The sequence below is a fragment of the Paenibacillus sp. LPE1-1-1.1 genome, assembly GCF_040676435.1.
Taxonomy (GTDB): Bacteria; Bacillota; Bacilli; order Paenibacillales; family Paenibacillaceae; genus Pristimantibacillus.
Genome location: NZ_JBEGHY010000003.1, coordinates 1 through 16,809 on the forward strand (window position 1 = coordinate 1; position 16,809 = coordinate 16,809).

24 protein-coding genes and 1 rRNA gene are annotated in these 16,809 nt (G+C 47.3%); 2 read left to right on the plus strand and 23 right to left on the minus strand.

The features are described 5' to 3' along the window. From MRBLPE1_RS09855 to MRBLPE1_RS09865, 3 genes are all read right to left on the minus strand, one after another. Positions 1-80, minus strand: a 16S ribosomal RNA gene (locus tag MRBLPE1_RS09855); the annotation flags it as partial. A gap of 208 nt (positions 81-288) precedes the next feature. After that, positions 289-510 carry a hypothetical protein gene (locus MRBLPE1_RS09860; protein ID WP_364144819.1) on the minus strand — a complete coding sequence of 74 codons (222 nt, stop codon included), beginning with the start codon at positions 508-510 and terminating at the stop codon, positions 289-291. 127 nt (positions 511-637) lie between these two features. Continuing rightward, entirely contained in the window at positions 638-1,264 is a 627-nt protein-coding gene (locus MRBLPE1_RS09865) for a stage II sporulation protein M (protein WP_364144822.1), read from the minus strand. Positions 1,265-1,469: 205 nt separating this feature from the next. Here MRBLPE1_RS09865 and pdaB point away from each other — a divergent pair, with 205 nt between their 5' ends. Beyond that, positions 1,470-2,279 (plus strand): polysaccharide deacetylase family sporulation protein PdaB, encoded by an 810-nt coding sequence (pdaB, locus tag MRBLPE1_RS09870; protein ID WP_364144825.1) that lies wholly within the window; start codon positions 1,470-1,472, stop codon positions 2,277-2,279. A gap of 1 nt (position 2,280) precedes the next feature. Here pdaB and MRBLPE1_RS09875 read toward each other — a convergent pair whose 3' ends face one another. Beyond that, positions 2,281-2,904, minus strand: coding sequence for a KinB-signaling pathway activation protein (locus tag MRBLPE1_RS09875; RefSeq protein WP_364144827.1), 624 nt, complete (start codon positions 2,902-2,904; stop codon positions 2,281-2,283). Between the two features lie 281 nt (positions 2,905-3,185). Between MRBLPE1_RS09875 and gerD the strand changes: the two genes are divergently transcribed. Further along, positions 3,186-3,890 (plus strand): spore germination lipoprotein GerD, encoded by a 705-nt coding sequence (gene gerD / locus MRBLPE1_RS09880; protein WP_364144830.1) that lies wholly within the window; start codon positions 3,186-3,188, stop codon positions 3,888-3,890. A 115-nt stretch (positions 3,891-4,005) separates the two neighbouring features. On the opposite strand, the gene MRBLPE1_RS09885 is transcribed toward gerD, so the two are convergent. The 19 genes from MRBLPE1_RS09885 to rpmD all read right to left on the minus strand — a co-directional run bounded on the left by MRBLPE1_RS09885 (position 4,006) and on the right by rpmD (position 16,804). Then, positions 4,006-5,133 carry an Mrp/NBP35 family ATP-binding protein gene (locus MRBLPE1_RS09885; protein ID WP_364144833.1) on the minus strand — a complete coding sequence of 376 codons (1,128 nt, stop codon included), beginning with the start codon at positions 5,131-5,133 and terminating at the stop codon, positions 4,006-4,008. Positions 5,134-5,249: 116 nt separating this feature from the next. Further along, the gene (gene cwlD / locus MRBLPE1_RS09890; RefSeq protein ID WP_364144835.1) at positions 5,250-6,038 is read right to left on the minus strand and encodes an N-acetylmuramoyl-L-alanine amidase CwlD; all 789 of its coding nucleotides are present in this window, start codon (positions 6,036-6,038) and stop codon (positions 5,250-5,252) included. A 136-nt stretch (positions 6,039-6,174) separates the two neighbouring features. Further along, the gene (gene sat / locus MRBLPE1_RS09895; RefSeq protein WP_364144838.1) at positions 6,175-7,341 is read right to left on the minus strand and encodes a sulfate adenylyltransferase; all 1,167 of its coding nucleotides are present in this window, start codon (positions 7,339-7,341) and stop codon (positions 6,175-6,177) included. Positions 7,342-7,366: 25 nt separating this feature from the next. Continuing rightward, on the minus strand, positions 7,367-8,062 hold the full coding sequence (locus MRBLPE1_RS09900) for a phosphoadenylyl-sulfate reductase (RefSeq protein ID WP_364144841.1): 696 nt from the start codon (positions 8,060-8,062) through the stop codon (positions 7,367-7,369). Positions 8,063-8,240: 178 nt separating this feature from the next. After that, positions 8,241-8,633 carry a 30S ribosomal protein S9 gene (gene rpsI, locus MRBLPE1_RS09905; protein ID WP_056635921.1) on the minus strand — a complete coding sequence of 131 codons (393 nt, stop codon included), beginning with the start codon at positions 8,631-8,633 and terminating at the stop codon, positions 8,241-8,243. A 20-nt stretch (positions 8,634-8,653) separates the two neighbouring features. Continuing rightward, positions 8,654-9,091 (minus strand): 50S ribosomal protein L13, encoded by a 438-nt coding sequence (rplM, locus tag MRBLPE1_RS09910; protein WP_053373925.1) that lies wholly within the window; start codon positions 9,089-9,091, stop codon positions 8,654-8,656. A gap of 182 nt (positions 9,092-9,273) precedes the next feature. After that, positions 9,274-10,026 carry a tRNA pseudouridine(38-40) synthase TruA gene (gene truA, locus MRBLPE1_RS09915; protein ID WP_364144845.1) on the minus strand — a complete coding sequence of 251 codons (753 nt, stop codon included), beginning with the start codon at positions 10,024-10,026 and terminating at the stop codon, positions 9,274-9,276. Between the two features lie 358 nt (positions 10,027-10,384). Beyond that, complete coding sequence (gene rplQ, locus MRBLPE1_RS09920) at positions 10,385-10,750, minus strand: 50S ribosomal protein L17 (protein ID WP_169090744.1); 366 nt, start codon at positions 10,748-10,750, stop codon at positions 10,385-10,387. A gap of 44 nt (positions 10,751-10,794) precedes the next feature. Then, on the minus strand, positions 10,795-11,739 hold the full coding sequence (locus tag MRBLPE1_RS09925) for a DNA-directed RNA polymerase subunit alpha (RefSeq protein ID WP_053373922.1): 945 nt from the start codon (positions 11,737-11,739) through the stop codon (positions 10,795-10,797). A 127-nt stretch (positions 11,740-11,866) separates the two neighbouring features. Next, the gene (gene rpsK / locus MRBLPE1_RS09930) at positions 11,867-12,262 is read right to left on the minus strand and encodes a 30S ribosomal protein S11 (RefSeq protein ID WP_053373921.1); all 396 of its coding nucleotides are present in this window, start codon (positions 12,260-12,262) and stop codon (positions 11,867-11,869) included. A 19-nt stretch (positions 12,263-12,281) separates the two neighbouring features. After that, the gene (gene rpsM, locus MRBLPE1_RS09935; protein WP_054025308.1) at positions 12,282-12,650 is read right to left on the minus strand and encodes a 30S ribosomal protein S13; all 369 of its coding nucleotides are present in this window, start codon (positions 12,648-12,650) and stop codon (positions 12,282-12,284) included. Positions 12,651-12,669: 19 nt separating this feature from the next. Continuing rightward, on the minus strand, positions 12,670-12,783 hold the full coding sequence (rpmJ, locus tag MRBLPE1_RS09940) for a 50S ribosomal protein L36 (protein WP_003333770.1): 114 nt from the start codon (positions 12,781-12,783) through the stop codon (positions 12,670-12,672). Between the two features lie 45 nt (positions 12,784-12,828). Continuing rightward, positions 12,829-13,044, minus strand: a complete 216-nt coding sequence (gene infA, locus MRBLPE1_RS09945; RefSeq protein WP_053373919.1) for a translation initiation factor IF-1 — start codon at positions 13,042-13,044, stop codon at positions 12,829-12,831. A 3-nt stretch (positions 13,045-13,047) separates the two neighbouring features. Beyond that, positions 13,048-13,329, minus strand: a complete 282-nt coding sequence (locus MRBLPE1_RS09950) for a KOW domain-containing RNA-binding protein (RefSeq protein WP_364144947.1) — start codon at positions 13,327-13,329, stop codon at positions 13,048-13,050. 8 nt (positions 13,330-13,337) lie between these two features. Continuing rightward, positions 13,338-14,096 (minus strand): type I methionyl aminopeptidase, encoded by a 759-nt coding sequence (gene map / locus MRBLPE1_RS09955; protein ID WP_364144849.1) that lies wholly within the window; start codon positions 14,094-14,096, stop codon positions 13,338-13,340. Beyond that, a complete protein-coding gene (locus MRBLPE1_RS09960; RefSeq protein ID WP_364144851.1) occupies positions 14,096-14,746 on the minus strand; it encodes an adenylate kinase in 651 nt (216 codons plus the stop codon). The genes map and MRBLPE1_RS09960 overlap by 1 nt, the downstream gene beginning before the upstream one ends. A gap of 90 nt (positions 14,747-14,836) precedes the next feature. After that, a complete protein-coding gene (secY, locus tag MRBLPE1_RS09965) occupies positions 14,837-16,138 on the minus strand; it encodes a preprotein translocase subunit SecY (RefSeq protein WP_364144854.1) in 1,302 nt (433 codons plus the stop codon). Beyond that, positions 16,139-16,579, minus strand: coding sequence for a 50S ribosomal protein L15 (gene rplO, locus MRBLPE1_RS09970; protein WP_053373914.1), 441 nt, complete (start codon positions 16,577-16,579; stop codon positions 16,139-16,141). A 39-nt stretch (positions 16,580-16,618) separates the two neighbouring features. After that, positions 16,619-16,804: a 50S ribosomal protein L30 gene (gene rpmD / locus MRBLPE1_RS09975; protein WP_076271422.1), complete on the minus strand. Its 186-nt coding sequence runs from the start codon at positions 16,802-16,804 to the stop codon at positions 16,619-16,621. Positions 16,805-16,809 lie beyond the last annotated feature (5 nt).

Below are 16,809 nucleotides of genomic sequence, written 5' to 3' on the forward strand. Positions count from 1 at the left end.
AAGGACAAGATCCGCTCGACTTGCATGTATTAGGCACGCCGCCAGCGTTCGTCCTGAGCCAGGATCAAACTCTCCAAATTGGTGTTTGAAATGCTCATTACTTTTTATCGCTTTTTTCGCTTATCCCGAAGGATTTGCGAGGCAGTTATTACTCGTTGTTCAGTTTTCAAAGAACAATTTGCTCTTTCGTGTCAACCGCGTGTGTCTCAGCGGCGACAAGAAATAATATATCACAGGGGCCCAATTAAATGCAACCCCTTTTTTAAAAGTTTTTTTCAAAACCTGATTTTATCGGTAAGATCGCACATTTAACGCATAACGCGACAGTTCTTTTGGGGAGGCAATTCGTGCATACATACGAAAGATGATTTTATATCTTCTTGTAATAGCTTGCTTTATATCGCCGTCTAGTCTTGAATCATTCAGGTCAAGCAGCATTTCATCCAGTTCTTTGCGAAGGACATAGTCGAGTTCTTTGCATTCTTTATCGTTGAATAGTATTCCGAGCATAGCGGTGAGTGACCTCCTTTAGTTGTAAAGCGCAACTAGACCGTCCGTTAACGAACAAAAAAGCAACGTCTTACGCAAATGCGTTTCGACACTGCTTTACTGTTATGCTCAAATATTGGAAAAATTATTACATGGTTAACAACCATGTTGTAATTGTACTTTCAATTACTGCTGCAATAAGCAGTGTTATTGTCAAATAAACTACCATCGGGACCGTTCTAATCGCGAAGGACTCCAGTTCTCGTCCCAAGCCGCTTGATTTAGACCTGGCAAATACCAAGGAGCGTCCCGCTTTTAAAACGAGTACTCCAAAACGCATGCCAAAAGCACATGCAATGATAATAGCCGGAATTTCCAATATGCCGTGGGGCAGCAAGCCTTTAACAATTATCTCCATAACGTACCCGCTGCCATGCAGATCCGCGGTGGTCTTAAGCAGGTAACCGATCATCATCCCGTTCACGACTAAGAAGAAAAATGGCAGGATCCCAAACATCGCTCCTAAATACATGACTACGACGGATTTAATCGCATTGTTTAAGAAAATGAAAATAATCATCGTCAATGTCGGATTACTCGAATTGTCGATCATATCGGCAAGCTTCCCAAGTCCCTCGAGCTGGCCGTCCAGGAAAGCTTTAAAGGCCGGATTTGTTCCCCCGATGACCATGCCTGCAAAAAACAAGATCGTACTAAACGCGATATAAGGATTCATCCGCTTAAAATGCTCCCAATTTATACGCCAATTAAACAATTTATTCCCCTCCGCAGCATGTTGCTTCTAAATATAGATGAATATCTCGGTAGTACGAGCATAGATTGTACTACAAGCGTAAACGACAACGGCCTTCTATGGAGGCAATGCTCGTTCCGCGTAAAAAGATAAGCGAAGGATAAAGGTCGGATTTATACTTTCTTATCTTTGTACAAGCTTCCATTAGAGAGGAGTGCCCTTCCCCATGAACGTTTTTTATGTTCTGAACGGCCGTAAAATGAAAAGGTATTTCTTAATCGCCATCGCTGTTGTCTTCTCAATCGGCATTATTTATGCCGAACGCGACAACATCACTGTGTTTGCCCCGCAGCAGCCAGCGGCAATCTACAGTGTTCCCACTGATAAAAAGGTAGTCGCCCTTACCTTCGATATTAGCTGGGGAGACAAACGCACGGAACCCATTCTTAATGTGCTGAAAGAGAAAAACATCAAACAGGCTACATTCTTCTTGTCCTCTCCTTGGAGTCAATCCCATCCGGAAATCGTCAAAAAAATTCAAGACGCCGGCTATGAAATTGGCAGCCACGGCCACAAGCACGATAACTACAGCAAGCTTAGCGATGAAGAAATCCGCAAGCAAATTACGACTGCGCATACTATTTTATCCGACGTAACTGGAAAACAGCCTAAATTAATCCGGCTTCCTAACGGCGATTTTGACAAACGTGTACTACGTATCGCCGAAGAACTGCAATACAAGGTTATTCAATGGGATACGGATTCATTGGACTGGATGAATATCGGCACAGAAAAAATCATTAACCGGGTCGTAACGCGCGCCCATCCCGGGGATATCATTTTGTTCCACGCAAGCGATTCCGTAAAGCAAACGCATGAAGCGCTACCGGCCGTTATTGACCAGCTCCGTGAAAAGGGCTACGATTTTGTCACTGTTACCGATCTGATCACACAAACAGAAATCGACGGCAAAGCCGTGCAGGATAAGACATCGTCTACATTCCCGCAGCTCGATGCCGCCGAATTGGAATACTAAGCTATACGACCGGCTTTGCAGTGATCGCTGCGGAGCCGGTTGTTTCTTTTTTGACCAAGCGATGCATCATCATAATTTGGTATGCATTGCAAACGAATAAAGGAACCATCATAAAGATAATGGCGGAAACGTTTGTTTCACCCTGCAGCGCAGGCCATGCTTCAATAAAGGTAATGACGAACATAAGAAACATGGTCGGAACAAAAGCCGTTTGGTTCGTCTGCTTCACCTTGAACCATGATACCACCCCGGAGAGGATAAGCAGGATAAGCGGCAGCGTCCAGAAAAACCAGTTATTCATGCGCTGCTCGTAAAGAAGGTATCCAAGTCCTACAGCTGCAAATACGGTCGTGTAGCCTTGCAGCGTGTTCCATAAGTATTTTTTGCCAAACACGCTAAGGGCAATATAGTTCAAGGTTAGATAAGCGAAAAAGCCCATTTGGCTAAATGCTCCGATCATTAAACCGACCAAAGCCATCATCAATGCGTTAAAACCAACCGCCTTAAAGCCCAAAAAGCCGAACTCCGGATCAACCCAAGCCATGATTGCCCCGGTGACCACGCAAGCCAGCCCCCCGACTACCATGCCGCTCCAAAACAAAAAGAACCACTTTTTTAAATTCACGTTCCTTATCCTCCTGAATGTTATGACGGTTGGCTGTCCAGCCTAAAATTAATAATCCTTTTAGCCCGTAAATGCCCGATAAGAACTCGGTTACCGCCAGCTGTAATTAAATGCTTCCGTATTACCCTTTATTTTACCACGTTCACAACAAAAAGCTAACGATTGTCCATGATAATACGGTGAACAATGCGCATAATAAGACCACGATCCATCACTTTTAGAACGATTTGATTATCCTTATGGAATACAGCAGTACTGACATAGAAAGGAGCATGTGAAGAATGCGTAAACGGTGGGCTTTATTGTCGGTTATCTCAGCAATGGTGTTTGTCCTTGCAGGTTGTGGTGCCGAGCCGTCAGGAGGTAACGAGCAGGTCAGCTATAAGGATTTGAAGTCGATGGTAATTGATATCCTCAAAACGGAGGACGCGCAAAAAGCGCTGCAGGAATCTTCACAGCAAATGTCCGGCTATTCGGGCCAAACGTCTAAGCTGCTTTCGGTCCAAGACCAAGAAGAGGTTCGCTTAGCCGTTAAAGATGTCCTGATCTCTCCCCAATACGACAAGGTCATCAAAAAATTGATGGTTGACCCGCGTTTCGCTGGGGAATTCGCAAAATCCGTCAATAAGCAAAACAAAGAAATTCATAAAGAGTTGATCAAAGACCCTTCTTACCAAGCCGATTTGATTAAAGTGCTGAAAAATCCGGAGATGGACAAGATGATCCTGGAGGTGCTGCAAAGCACGCAGTATCGCAAAGAGGTTATGTCTTTGATGCAGGACGCGATGCAAAATCCTTTATTCCGTCTTGAAGTACTCGATTTAATGAAAAAAGCGGTGCAAGAAGAGCTTAAACCGAACCCTAACGAGAAGGTCGATAAGAAAAAGGAAGAAGGTTCCGGGGAAGAGGAACAGAAATCCGAGGAAGAAGACCAGCAAAGCGAAGAATCCGGCTCCGAAGAAGAACAAAGCGACTCCGGTATGTAATTCATACGGAGAACGGACGACTGCAATGCAATGCCAATAAAAGAGCCCGAACAGTTTGTCCCGTATTGAAGCGCGTTATGGCTTCAGGGCATCCGTTCGGGCTTTTGCCATTAGATTAGCTTTCGCATTTGGATAACACGCTGTCAGCAAGTTCTAGGTAGAGCTGGCCTGTCTCGGTATCCGCTTTGTAAACCGACGGCGCAAAATCCGGCTCCGACACATGGTTATCCGGCGCTCCAAGCGGGATTTGCGCAAGCAGGTCGGCATGCAGCGTCTCAGCCAGCCTTGCACCGCCGCCGCGGCCAAATACGTATTCCTTCTCGCCGGAGCTTTTGGAAACGTAATAAGACATATTCTCGACGATACCAATGATCTCATGCTCCGTCTTGATCGCCATGGCCCCTGCTCTTGCTGCTACGAACGCAGCCGTTGCATGCGGCGTGGTAACGATAATTTCTTTGCTTTGCGGAATGATCTGGTGAACATCCAGCGCGATGTCCCCTGTACCTGGCGGGAGATCAAGCAGCAGGTAGTCCAGCTCGCCCCACTCGATTTCTTGAAAGAAGTTGCGCAGCATTTTGCCAAGCATAGGCCCGCGCCATACAATGGGGCTGTTGTCTTCGACAAAGAAGCCCATGGACATAACCTTCACGCCAAATTTCTCGATCGGGATTACCCGTTCGTTCACGACTTCAGGACGTTCCTCGATGCCCATCATATCGGGGACGCTGAAGCCATAGATGTCGGCATCGATGATGCCGACGCGTTTGCCCCTGCGGGCTAAGGCGACCGCCAGGTTAACGGTCACCGTTGATTTGCCGACGCCGCCTTTGCCACTGGCGACGGCGATGAACTGCACGCCGCTGCTAGGATCCAGCAGCGCACTCCCAAGACCGGCCCCGTGGCCCTCAATGGGCGCGGGGCCGCCAGCTTTGCCGGCACCGCCGGCGCTAGCCGCGGCCGGTGCTTTAGCAGCCGCAGGCGGCGGCGTAGACGCGCCTGCGCCCGCGGCAGGCGCTGCCTCTGCCCGAAACCGGCAGTGCACGGTTTCGGCGCCTAGGCGCGCCAGCGCCTCGCGGAGCGAGGCTTCAAGCGCGGGCTGCGATGCCGCGCCGACCCCAAGGACCGTCATGGAAACCTGACGGTCCCGAACCATTACGTCGCGGATGGTGATCTCATCCGCTTTATGCTGTGCCGTCACGGATTCGACGGCATCGATGACTTGCTCGCGTGTCAATGTCATATATGTCCCACCTTTATGTAATCAAAACTAGATAATAATCATTATAGCACAGTAAGCCAAGCAACCAAGCCCTCTGCTGAAGTGCTGGCCCTGTCCGCGAATAGCGGACATTCCTATTATTTTGGAGCCACTTCGTTCTGCAGCACGCTTCCGCTGAGCTTCTCTCCGGAGACATAACGAAGAACGCCCTCATAGATGGAGGCGGCTACCTGCCTTTGGTACTCCGTATCCGCAAGCCGCTGCGATTCGCCCGGGTTGGACAAAAAGCCGACTTCAACCAAAGCCGTCGGTATGTTGTCTATCGCCTTCAGGACATATACATCCTTCACCGTAGCAGCGACCCTCGTCGTATTTTCTAAATTGCGTTTAATCTCATCTTGAATGAAGGTGGCGAGAATGCGGTTATCCGGATGATTCGCAGGGTGAAAGAAGGTTTGCGCCCCGGACCACTTCGTTGACGGAATACTGTTCATATGGATGCTTATGACTGCTGCCGGCTGGCTTGCTTTAATGACAGATACCCGTTTCAATAAATCTTCCGTTTTGCGTTTGCTGTACGCTCTTGCGTCCCCTGTTGCCAGGTCGTAATCGCCTTCCCTGGTCATCACGACAATGGCACCGGCCTGCTGCAAATAATCCCGTAAATAAAGTGCGATCGCGAGATTCAAATCCTTCTCGATTACCCCTTGCTTGCTCACTGCGCCCCCATCCACTCCGCCATGCCCCGCATCAATCGCGATTGTTTTCCCGGAAAGAGGAAGGCTCCAATAAGACCATGTTTTAGCAGAGGGCATGGACTGCGTAAGCAAAATCCCTGTTAATGCGATGACAAGCAGCCCGATAACAATGCGTAATGCCCCTTTATACGTCATCCAAATGACAACATGCCGACCTATTCGGCGCATAAAAAAACCACCCCGTCCCCCATCTAATGAATACGCGGCAACCATCGGCTCACCAGGAGCCGAATGCACACTTTCATTTATATGGGACGAGATGGTCGTTTATGAGACAAACCTTTTGGTTAAATAGGAATTGGAATTAGCCTACCGGCTGCTCCGACATGCCTTCGATCAGAATCTTCGCTACCTCAGGACGGGAGAACTCTGGCGGCGGGCAAACGCCGTCACGCAGCAATGCGCGAACCTTCGTACCCGAGAGCGTCAAATGCTGCTCTTTGTCATGCGGGCAAGTTTTCGATGTTGCCATGTTGCCGCATTGCTTACAGAAGAAGCTGTGTTCGAAGAACAACGGCGTAATGCCAAGATCTTCGGTCGGGATCGTTTTGAGCAGATCCTGTGCTTCGTATGTGCCATAGTAGTCGCCTACGCCAGCATGGTCGCGTCCAACGATAAAATGCGAACAGCCGTAGTTTTTACGGACAAGCGCATGGAAGATCGCCTCGCGAGGACCCGCATAACGCATTGCTGCCGGGAATACGCCAAGGAAAACACGATCCTGCGGGTAATAGTTCTCAAGCAAAGCAAGATAACTCTTCATCCGTACGTTCGCAGGAACATCATCTGATTTTGTTTCGCCCACAAGCGGGTTAAGGAACAAAGCATCCACGATTTCCATTGCCGTTTTCTGAATGTATTCATGCGCACGGTGAACCGGATTACGCGTTTGGAAGCCAACGACTGTTTTCCAGCCCTTTTCCGCAAAGATACGGCGAGTTTCCGCTGGGTCAAAATAAAAGTCTTCGAACTTCTCTGGCTTCGGACGGTTCAATACCGTAATGTCTCCGCCTACGTTTGTTGAAGAACGTTCGAACAGCTTTTGTACGCCCGGATGCTCAAGGTCATCTGTTTTGAATACATTGACTGCTTCAACCTTGTGATCAACCGTATAGATGCTGTTGATATCGATAGTGGCATAAATGATGCCGTCTTCGCCGACAAGCGCCGCGCGCTCGCCAACCTTAAATTCAGCAGCTTTCGTTTCTTCTACGGCAAGCGTAATCGGAATGCTCCATACCGTACCATTCGCTAGACGCATGGATTTAACAACCGATTGATAATCCGCTTCATTCATGAAGCCTGTCAAAGGTGAAAAAGCGCCAACACCGATCAAATCGAGGTCAGAAATGGCCCATGTGTTGATCGTAATCGTTTTTAGTCCTTTTGCTTCTGCCAGCAATGCTTCACGTTGTTCGCCGGAAGCGATACGGTTAACCAATACGCCACCGTGCGGTTGAATTTGATTCATTTGCGATGTATCCTCCTAAAGTTGCTTATTTATGCAATCCGCATTCTGTTTTCTCTTGTCCTGCCCAGCGTCCAGCACGAGGATCTTCACCTGGCATTACTTTACGCGTGCATTGCTCACAGCCGATGCTCGGGTAGTTTTGATCATGCAGCGGGTTGTAAATAACATCATTCTCGCGGATATAGTTCCAAACGTCCTCAGTAGTCCAGTGAGCGATCGGATTAAATTTAACGAGTCCGAACTTTGTATCGTATTCGATTTTTTTGGAGTTTGCGCGAGTAGGTGCTTGATCGCGGCGAATGCCGGTAATCCAAGCATCGTATTTCGACAAAATGTTAGTCAAAGGTTTAACCTTACGAATGTTGCAGCATGCGTTCGCATCGGATTTCCAAAGCTCTTCGCCAAACTGCGCCGCTTGCTCATCCGGCGTCATTTCCGGTTTCACTTCTACGAATGGAATGCCTGGGTAGCGAGCGGCCATTTTATCGCGTGTCTCATAGGTTTCCTTGAAGTGATAATCCGTATCCAGATAGAAAATATCTGTCTTTGGGCTGATTTTTTGCAGCATATCCACTAACACGACATCTTCTGCTCCAAAGCTGCATGCGAAAGTAATATTAGGAAAAGTTTCAACCGCAAACGCGATGATTTCTTCCGGTGTCGCGTTTTCGAGTTCTACTTCCTTTTGCTTGATAAGCGCTTCTTTTTCAAAAAGGTTCATTTGTATGCCCTCCGTTTTTAAATCCTAGTAAATTAGTCTGTATAAAAATTATACGTCCAAAATGCTTAATGTTCAATAATAAGTTTACACCAAAATGAAATAAAGTTTTGGAACTTTTGCAGAGAAAACAAAAAATGCCCTCCCTGGCTGGCAGAGAGAGCATTTTGTCGTATAAGAATTAACGTTTCGAGAATTGTGGAGCGCGACGAGCCGCTTTAAGACCGTATTTTTTACGTTCTTTCATACGCGGATCACGAGTTAGGAAGCCAGCACGTTTTAGAGCCGGACGGAATTCTGGATCTGCTTTAAGCAGAGCACGGGAAATACCGTGACGGATAGCGCCTGCTTGACCGGACATACCGCCGCCGTTAGCGATTACAAGCACATCGTATTTCGACAATGTGTCAGTAAGGTTAAGAGGTTGTTTTACGATCAGCTTCAATGTTTCTAGACCAAAATATTCATTAAGGTCGCGTTTGTTAATAATGATTCGTCCTTCACCCGGCACAAGACGTACACGTGCAACAGAGTGTTTACGACGACCGGTTCCATAGTATTGCACTTGAGCCATGAAACTTGTCCTCCTCTTTATTACCCGCGAAGTTCGTAAACTTCAGGGTTTTGTGCTTGATGTGGATGTTCCGCACCTGCGTATACTTTAAGTTTAAGCTTCATTTTGTCGCCAAGACGGTTCTTAGGCAACATGCCGTGTACAGCCAATTCGATAACGCGCTCTGGCTTGTTTTTGATCATCTCTTGTGCCGGAGTAGCTTTCAAGCCACCGGAGTACATGGAGTGACGGTAGTAAATTTTATCCGACATTTTTTTGCCTGTCAGATGGATTTTTTCAGCGTTGATAACTACAACGAAATCGCCTGTATCAACATGTGGCGTAAATGTCGGTTTGTGTTTGCCGCGGATCAGGGCAGCAACTTCACTCGCCAAGCGGCCTAGCGTTTTGCCTTCCGCATCGACGACGAACCATTTACGATCAACTTCAGTTGATTTAGCCATATAAGTGGTACGCATGGATGATCCTCCTTAATTTCATACATTAATCGTTTTTATAACAACGTAAACGTTGGTTTGTTTATTCATTGTTGATAGCCAAGTTTGTGACAATCTCAGTCGGGGCTGTGGGTTAGCCACTTCGAAAGCACAAGTTATATTCTACTATAAAGTATAGTTAAGTGCAAGCAATTTATAGTGGTTTATCCCTGTTTTTCGCTGGAATATTCAACATCTATCAGCATCAAACCATGCGGCATGGCCGTAGGACCCGCGAGCGACCGATTTCGGCCCTCCAGTATGCGTTTTATCTCAGATGAAGCCATCTTCCCTTCGCCAACCCATAATAAAGTTCCCATAATGACTCGAACCATATTGTACAAAAAACCATTCCCTGTTACGTACATATGTACGATAGGGCCTTCTTGCACAAAATCTGCTTCATAGATCGTACGTATATGATGAGGCTTGGTAGAATGGATCGATGTAAATGAAGTAAAGTCATGCTCCCCGATTAGGTAGCGCAGTCCCTCACGCATTGCATCCACATCAAGCGGCGTCGGATGATGAAAGCGGTACTGGCGGCCAAATACGTCAGGAAACTTTCCGGTATCAATCGTATAGCGATACGTTTTGCGCTTGGCGGATCTTCGCGCGTGAAAATGCTCGGGCACATCGAATGCTTCAATAATGACAATATCCTTGGGCAGCCTCGTATTCAGCGCGATCGCCCATCTTTCAGTAGGAATCGTAGACTCCGTATAGAAATTGAATATTTGCCCTTGTGCATGTACTCCCGCATCCGTGCGACCCGAACCTATAATAATAGTCGTTTCGCCCGTAAGCTTCTTAATGGCCTTCTCAATTTCACCCTGAACCGTTCTGCCGTATGGCTGCGTTTGAAAACCGTTAAAGCCGGCCCCGTCATAGCTGACCTTTACGCAAATATTCCTCAACCTTTTCCCCCCTTTAGCTAAAGGGATTCCTACAAGTTCTAAATTCCTTAACGAGAAGGAATTTAAGTTCTGCGCCCTCTGGACACCTAGGAGATGTCGCAAAAGCTCATCTGTCGCCCCTGGTTTGCATTCCGTCAACAAGACGAACAAGCCCGATTTGCAAATAAAAAAAGGTGGCCTCAAGGGTCCACCCTTTTCACTAAAATACAAGAGGTGTACGGAAACCATACACTCACTTATATCTCATAGCGTTAGCGTGCTTACACCGCCCGGAGGCAGGCATAAGACGTTTACGCTCGCGTATAAAGCTTGGACAAGGTTTAACGCTGTGGACAAGCTTATACATTTATTAGGTGTACTACGCGCGGTCAACCAATTCTAGGTAAACCATTGGCGCAGCGTCGCCGCGACGGGGTCCTAGTTTTAGAATACGCGTGTAGCCGCCTGCACGCTCCGAGTAACGGCTAGCCAGTTCGGAGAATAGCTTTTGAATAGCGTCTTGTTGACCGTCAATTGATTCGCGACGAACATAAGCAGCTACTTGACGACGAGCATGAAGATCACCTTGCTTAGCTTTAGTGATCAGCTTCTCAGCGATAGAACGAACTTCTTTCGCTTTTGCTTCAGTCGTTTGAATACGCTCATAAAGGAACAAGTCAGTAACGAGGTCACGGAACAAAGCTTTCCGTGCACTAGCGTCACGTCCTAATTTTTGATATGCCATCTTGTTTTCCCCTCCCTTGCTCTTTTGTCTTCACTAGTTGGTTACTACTCTTCCATGCGAAGGCCCAAACCGAGCTCTTCAAGCTTCTCTTGAACTTCCTCGAGTGATTTACGTCCGAGATTACGAACCTTCATCATGTCCTCTTCGGATTTCGTGATTAGCTCTTGAACTGTGTTGATACCTGCGCGTTTCAAGCAGTTGTAAGAACGGACGGAAAGATCAAGTTCCTCGATCGTCATCTCTAGAACTTTCTCTTTCTTATCTTCTTCTTTCTCAACCATAATTTCCGCATCTTTGGCTTCATCGGTCAATCCAACGAACAGGTCCAAATGCTCGGTCAAAATTTTAGCGCCGAGGCTTACAGCCTCTTCCGGTCTAATACTGCCGTCAGTCCATACTTCAAGCGTGAGCTTGTCGTAGTTAGTAACTTGACCAACACGCGTATTTTCAACGCTGTAATTTACACGAGTAATTGGCGTGTATATCGAATCAACGGGAATTACCCCAATCGGTTGCTCGTCTTTCTTGTTGCGGTCCGCTTGCACGTAACCGCGTCCCCGATTAGCAAAAACCCGCATATGGAGCCGCGCGCCGGAAGCCAAGGTTGCGATGTGAAGATCAGGGCTTAAAATCTCGACATCGCTGTCTGCACGAATGTCGCCCGCTGTAATATTCCCTTCGCCATCCGCGTCGATTTCCAACACCTTTTCTTCATCGGAGTGGATTTTCAACGAGAGGCCCTTCAGGTTCAGAATGATTTCGGTAACATCCTCAATCACTCCGGGAACCGTAGAGAACTCGTGAAGCACTCCATCGATTTGAACCGAGGTTACTGCTGCACCCGGCAACGAAGACAACAAAATTCGGCGAAGCGAATTTCCAAGCGTCGTGCCATACCCGCGTTCAAGCGGCTCGACGACAAAACGTCCGTAAGTTCCCTCATCATTCAGTTCTACGGTTTCGATTTTCGGCTTTTCGATCTCAATCACTAATAGTACCCTCCTTCAAACGTCGCTCCGTTAGCTTACCGTTATTTTAAGTCAAATCTTGTAGTATGCCAAACCTTCACAACCATTATTCACAAGTTGTTGTTATTTGATACCACATCGGATCCAACTATACGCGACGACGTTTCGGAGGACGGCATCCGTTGTGAGGAACTGGTGTTACGTCTTTAATGAGGTTAACTTCCAATCCAGCTGCTTGAAGCGAACGAATTGCTGCTTCACGGCCAGCGCCTGGTCCTTTTACCATCACTTCGACGGTTCTCATGCCATGCTCCATTGCTGCTTTGGCAGCCGTCTCAGCAGCCATTTGAGCTGCGAAAGGCGTGCTTTTACGTGAGCCTTTGAAGCCCATGTTACCAGAGCTTGCCCATGAAATCGCATTTCCGTGCGGATCCGTGATCGTAACGATCGTATTGTTGAATGTCGAGCGAATGTGCGCAACGCCAGTCTCAATATTTTTCCGGTCGCGACGTTTCGTACGAACGACTTTTTTTGGTTTAGCCATTGTCCATTATCCTCCCTTCTTATTTCTTCTTGTTAGCTACAGTCCGACGAGGACCTTTACGCGTACGCGCATTTGTTTTCGTACGTTGACCGCGAACAGGCAAGCCGCGACGGTGACGAAGACCACGGTAGCATCCGATTTCAGTCAGACGTTTAATGTTAAGTGAAATTTCACGACGCAAGTCGCCTTCTACTTTAACAGATTTGTCGATTGCTTCGCGAAGGCGAGCAAGTTCGTCTTCTGTCAAGTCACGAACACGAGTGTCGTAGCTAACTTCAGCAGTATTCAAAAGTTTTTGCGACGTTGTTTTGCCGATACCGAAAATGTATGTCAGGGCGATTTCGACGCGTTTGTCACGCGGCAAGTCTACACCAGCTATACGTGCCATAGGCTATATTCCCCTCCTTCTATCCTTGTTTTTGTTTGTGTTTCGGATTTTCACAAATCACCATAACGTTGCCTTTGCGACGAATGACTTTGCATTTTTCGCAGATCGGCTTTACCGAAGGTCTAACCTTCATTGTGATTACCTCCCGAATCTTTCGTAACCAAGCCGCTATTGCAGCTTACTTACGATAGGTGATGCGCCCTTTTGATAAATCATAAGGCGATAACTGTATAACCACCTTGTCTCCTGTCAGGATGCGGATAAAGTGCATTCTGAGCTTACCGGAAACATGTGCGAGAATTTGGTGACCGTTCTCCAGCTCCACCTTGAACGTGGCATTCGGCAACGGCTCAATAACCGTACCTTCGACCTCAATGATGTCTTCCTTAGCCAAGCGTCATTCTCCTTTCGCATTTACATACTTCTGAATAGCATAACGTAACTTTGCGTTGGTCACCCTGCCGGTTTCTTGCATGCTGCCAGAAACCTCCGAACTAATTGCAGGCTGTAACTCGAGATGTAGAACGTTCTTTTTCTTCGGCTGATCGAATCGGCGCTTATGGCCATCGGCAATCATGACGAATCGATCATCGACGATTGCTAGGATAATAGCATAGCTTTCCTCATCTTTACCGCGAAGCACTTTGACGAACTGACCAATTTGGGGACGAGCTTCCATCGTCATACTTATGGCTGCTTCGGCAAAATGGTCAATATTTCAAAGCCGTCCTCTGTAACAGCTACTGTATGCTCAAAATGAGCGCACCATGAGCCGTCTTCCGTTACAACCGTCCAATTGTCTTCGAGCGTACGGACATATCGTTCACCGATATTAACCATTGGTTCGATTGCAAGCACCATTCCGGTCTTCAGACGAGGTCCGCGATCTGGTATGCCGTAGTTCGGTATTTGTGGTTCCTCATGGAGGTCCGCGCCGATTCCGTGCCCTACGTATTCCCTTACTACGGAGAATCCTGCATCTTCAATTACCTTTTGAATAGCATGCGAAATTGTATATAGTCTAATATCTGGTTTGATGAGCGCAAGCCCCGCATAAAGCGATGCTTCCGTTACCTCAAGCAGCTTCTGAACTTCAGGCGTTACTGCTCCAACCGCATAGGTCCAAGCTGAGTCGCCATGAAAGCCTTCGTACTGCGCACCGATATCGATACTAATTATATCGCCTTCGTTCAACTTGCGTGAACCAGGGAAGCCGTGCACCAGCTCGTCATTCACAGAAGCGCAAATGCTGGAAGGAAAACCATTGTAACCTTTGAAGGAAGGAATCGCATTTTGACTCTTAATGTACGCTTCAGCGATTTGGTCAAGCTCACGAGTCGTGATGCCTGGTTTCACAGCCTCCGCCATCAATCGATGCGTTTCCGCAACAATGCGTCCTGCTTCCCTCATATATCGCAGCTCCGATTCGGATTTGCAAATAATCATTACAATGAACCTCTCAAGTTGGAAATAATGTCGGATGTTACAACATCAATATCCTTCTCACCGTCGACTTCGCGAAGGAGACCTTTAGCACTGTAGTAATCGAGTAGAGGCGCTGTTTTGGATGAATACTCATCCAAACGTGTTCCGACCTTTTCCTCTGTATCGTCTGAACGTTGATACAATTCCCCGCCGTCCTTGTCGCAGATCCCTTCGACCTTAGGTGGGTTAAAGATTACATGATAAGTCGTACCAGTCGTTTTCGATATGCGTCTGCCCGTCAAACGAGCAAGCAGCAAACTGCGGTCAACCTTTAAATTTACAACATGGTCAATACTGCGACCGAGCTCCGCAAGCATAGCATCAAGTGCTTCTGCTTGCTGCAGTGTGCGAGGAAACCCGTCGAGCAAGAATCCATTTTTGCAATCGTCTTGTTCGAGTCTTTCCTTTACAATACCGTTCGTGATCTCATCGGGAACGAGCAGGCCTTGATCGACATACTCCTTCGCTTTGATTCCAAGTGCGGTTCCTTCTTTCATAGCGAGGCGGAAAGCATCGCCAGTGGAAATATGGGGAATACCGAACTCTTCAACGATCCGTTCAGCTTGTGTACCTTTACCGGCTCCCGGAGGGCCCATGAATAAAATGTTCATTGCTGAGTTCCTCGCTTTAAGCACAATAGGCTCGGGCGGGCTCCGCACAACGCTAGTTGACGAACGCGGAAGCCCGGTCAGAACCTATTGTTATTTATTGATAAACCCTTTGTAATGGCGTTTGATCAACTGGCTCTCGATTTGCTTCATCGTATCTAGTGCAACACCGATAACGATTAAGAGCGAGGTGCCGCCTAGCTGCACTGAGCGCGGTAATCCTGCCAACGTTCCGAAGAACACTGGAAGTACAGAGATGACAGCCAGGAAGATCGCACCAGTCAACGTGATCCGCGACATAACGCGAGTCAAGTAAGACGATGTTGGCTTGCCTGGACGAATGCCAGGAATGTAGCCGCCGTTCTTCTTCATCTGATCAGCCATTTGAACCGGATTAATTTGCACGAATGTATAGAAGAAGGTAAAACCGATAATTAACAATACGTACAATACCATACCAAGAGGTCTGTCATAGTTCATATTGTCAATAATCCATTTTGCCCAGGCCTGCGTAGACCAGAACTGCGCAATCGTAATCGGGAACATGATAAGCGATACCGCGAAAATGACCGGGATAACGCCTGCGCCGTTCACTTTCATCGGAATGTGCGTCGATTGTCCGCCGTACATTTTCCGTCCAACCACGCGCTTAGCGTATTGAACCGGAATTTTACGAATACCTTGTTGTACGAATATAACACCGACAATGATTGCGATGATCGCAATCAGGATCAGCAGCATTTTGATAATGTTCAAGAACAGTTGATCTTGGGCACCAACGAATTGATCTTCGAAGATCGTACGAATGTGTCCAGGAATACCAGCTGCAATTGCTGCAAAGATAAGAATGGAAATACCATTTCCGATTCCTTTTTCCGTAATTTGCTCACCGAGCCACATCAAGAAAGCAGTACCTGCAGTCAGGATGATTGCAATGAGTAAATAGTCAACGAATGTTGCGCCAACAACCATTTCATAACCGTATTGACGGTTAAAGCCGATTGCTGTTGCGAAACCCTGGACCAAACCAAGAACAACCGTTCCATAACGAGTGATTTGCGCGAGTTTACGTTTACCGTTCTCGCCTTCCTTTGCCCATTCCGCAAACTTAGGAATTACATCCATAGACAACAACTGAACGATAATCGACGCTGTAATGTATGGCGTAATACCGATTGCGAAGATGGAGAATTGGAACAAAGCACCGCCGGAAAACGTGTTAAGCAAGCCGAACAGATCCGCACCGGCTGCATCAACCTGCTTAAACACATCTTTGTTTACACCGGGTACTGGAATAAAGGACCCGATGCGGTAAATCAAAAGGATGAAAAGGGTAAAGAGGATCCTTGTACGAAGATCCGCCACTTTCCAGATGTTGGATACGGTCTTGAACAATTAGATCACCTCGGTTTTACCGCCGGCAGCCTGGATTTTCTCTACCGCAGATTGAGAGAACTTGTTTGCTTTTACAGTAAGTGTAACGCTAACTTCACCATTGCCCAAAATTTTAATTCCTGCGAGCGGGTTCTTTACGATCCCAGTCTCGATAAGAACTTCTGGAGTGACTTCAGTTCCTGCTGCAAACGCGTTAAGCTCTTCAATGTTGACAATTGCGTACTCTTTGCGGAAGGGGTTGTTAAATCCACGCTTCGGCACTCGACGATACAAAGGGTTTTGTCCGCCCTCGAAACCAGGACGAACGCCGCCGCCGGAACGAGCGTTTTGGCCTTTGTGACCTTTACCGGCCGTTTTACCGTTACCGGAACCGATACCGCGACCTTTACGCTTTGGCGCTTGGGTAGAGCCCGGTGCTGGTGCTAGCTCATGCAATTTCATCGTTCGTGCACCTCCTTATTTATTTCTTGGAACTACATGCTATTCTTGTACTTCTTCTACTTTTACCAAGTGACTAACAGTGTTAACCATGCCACGGACAGCTGGGCTATCGTTCAAAACAACTGCCTGACGAATCTTTTTAAGACCGAAAGATTCAACCGTTGCACGTTGTTTCTCGTTGCGACCGATTAAACTGCGAACGAGGGTGATTTGCAATTTTGCCATCTTAT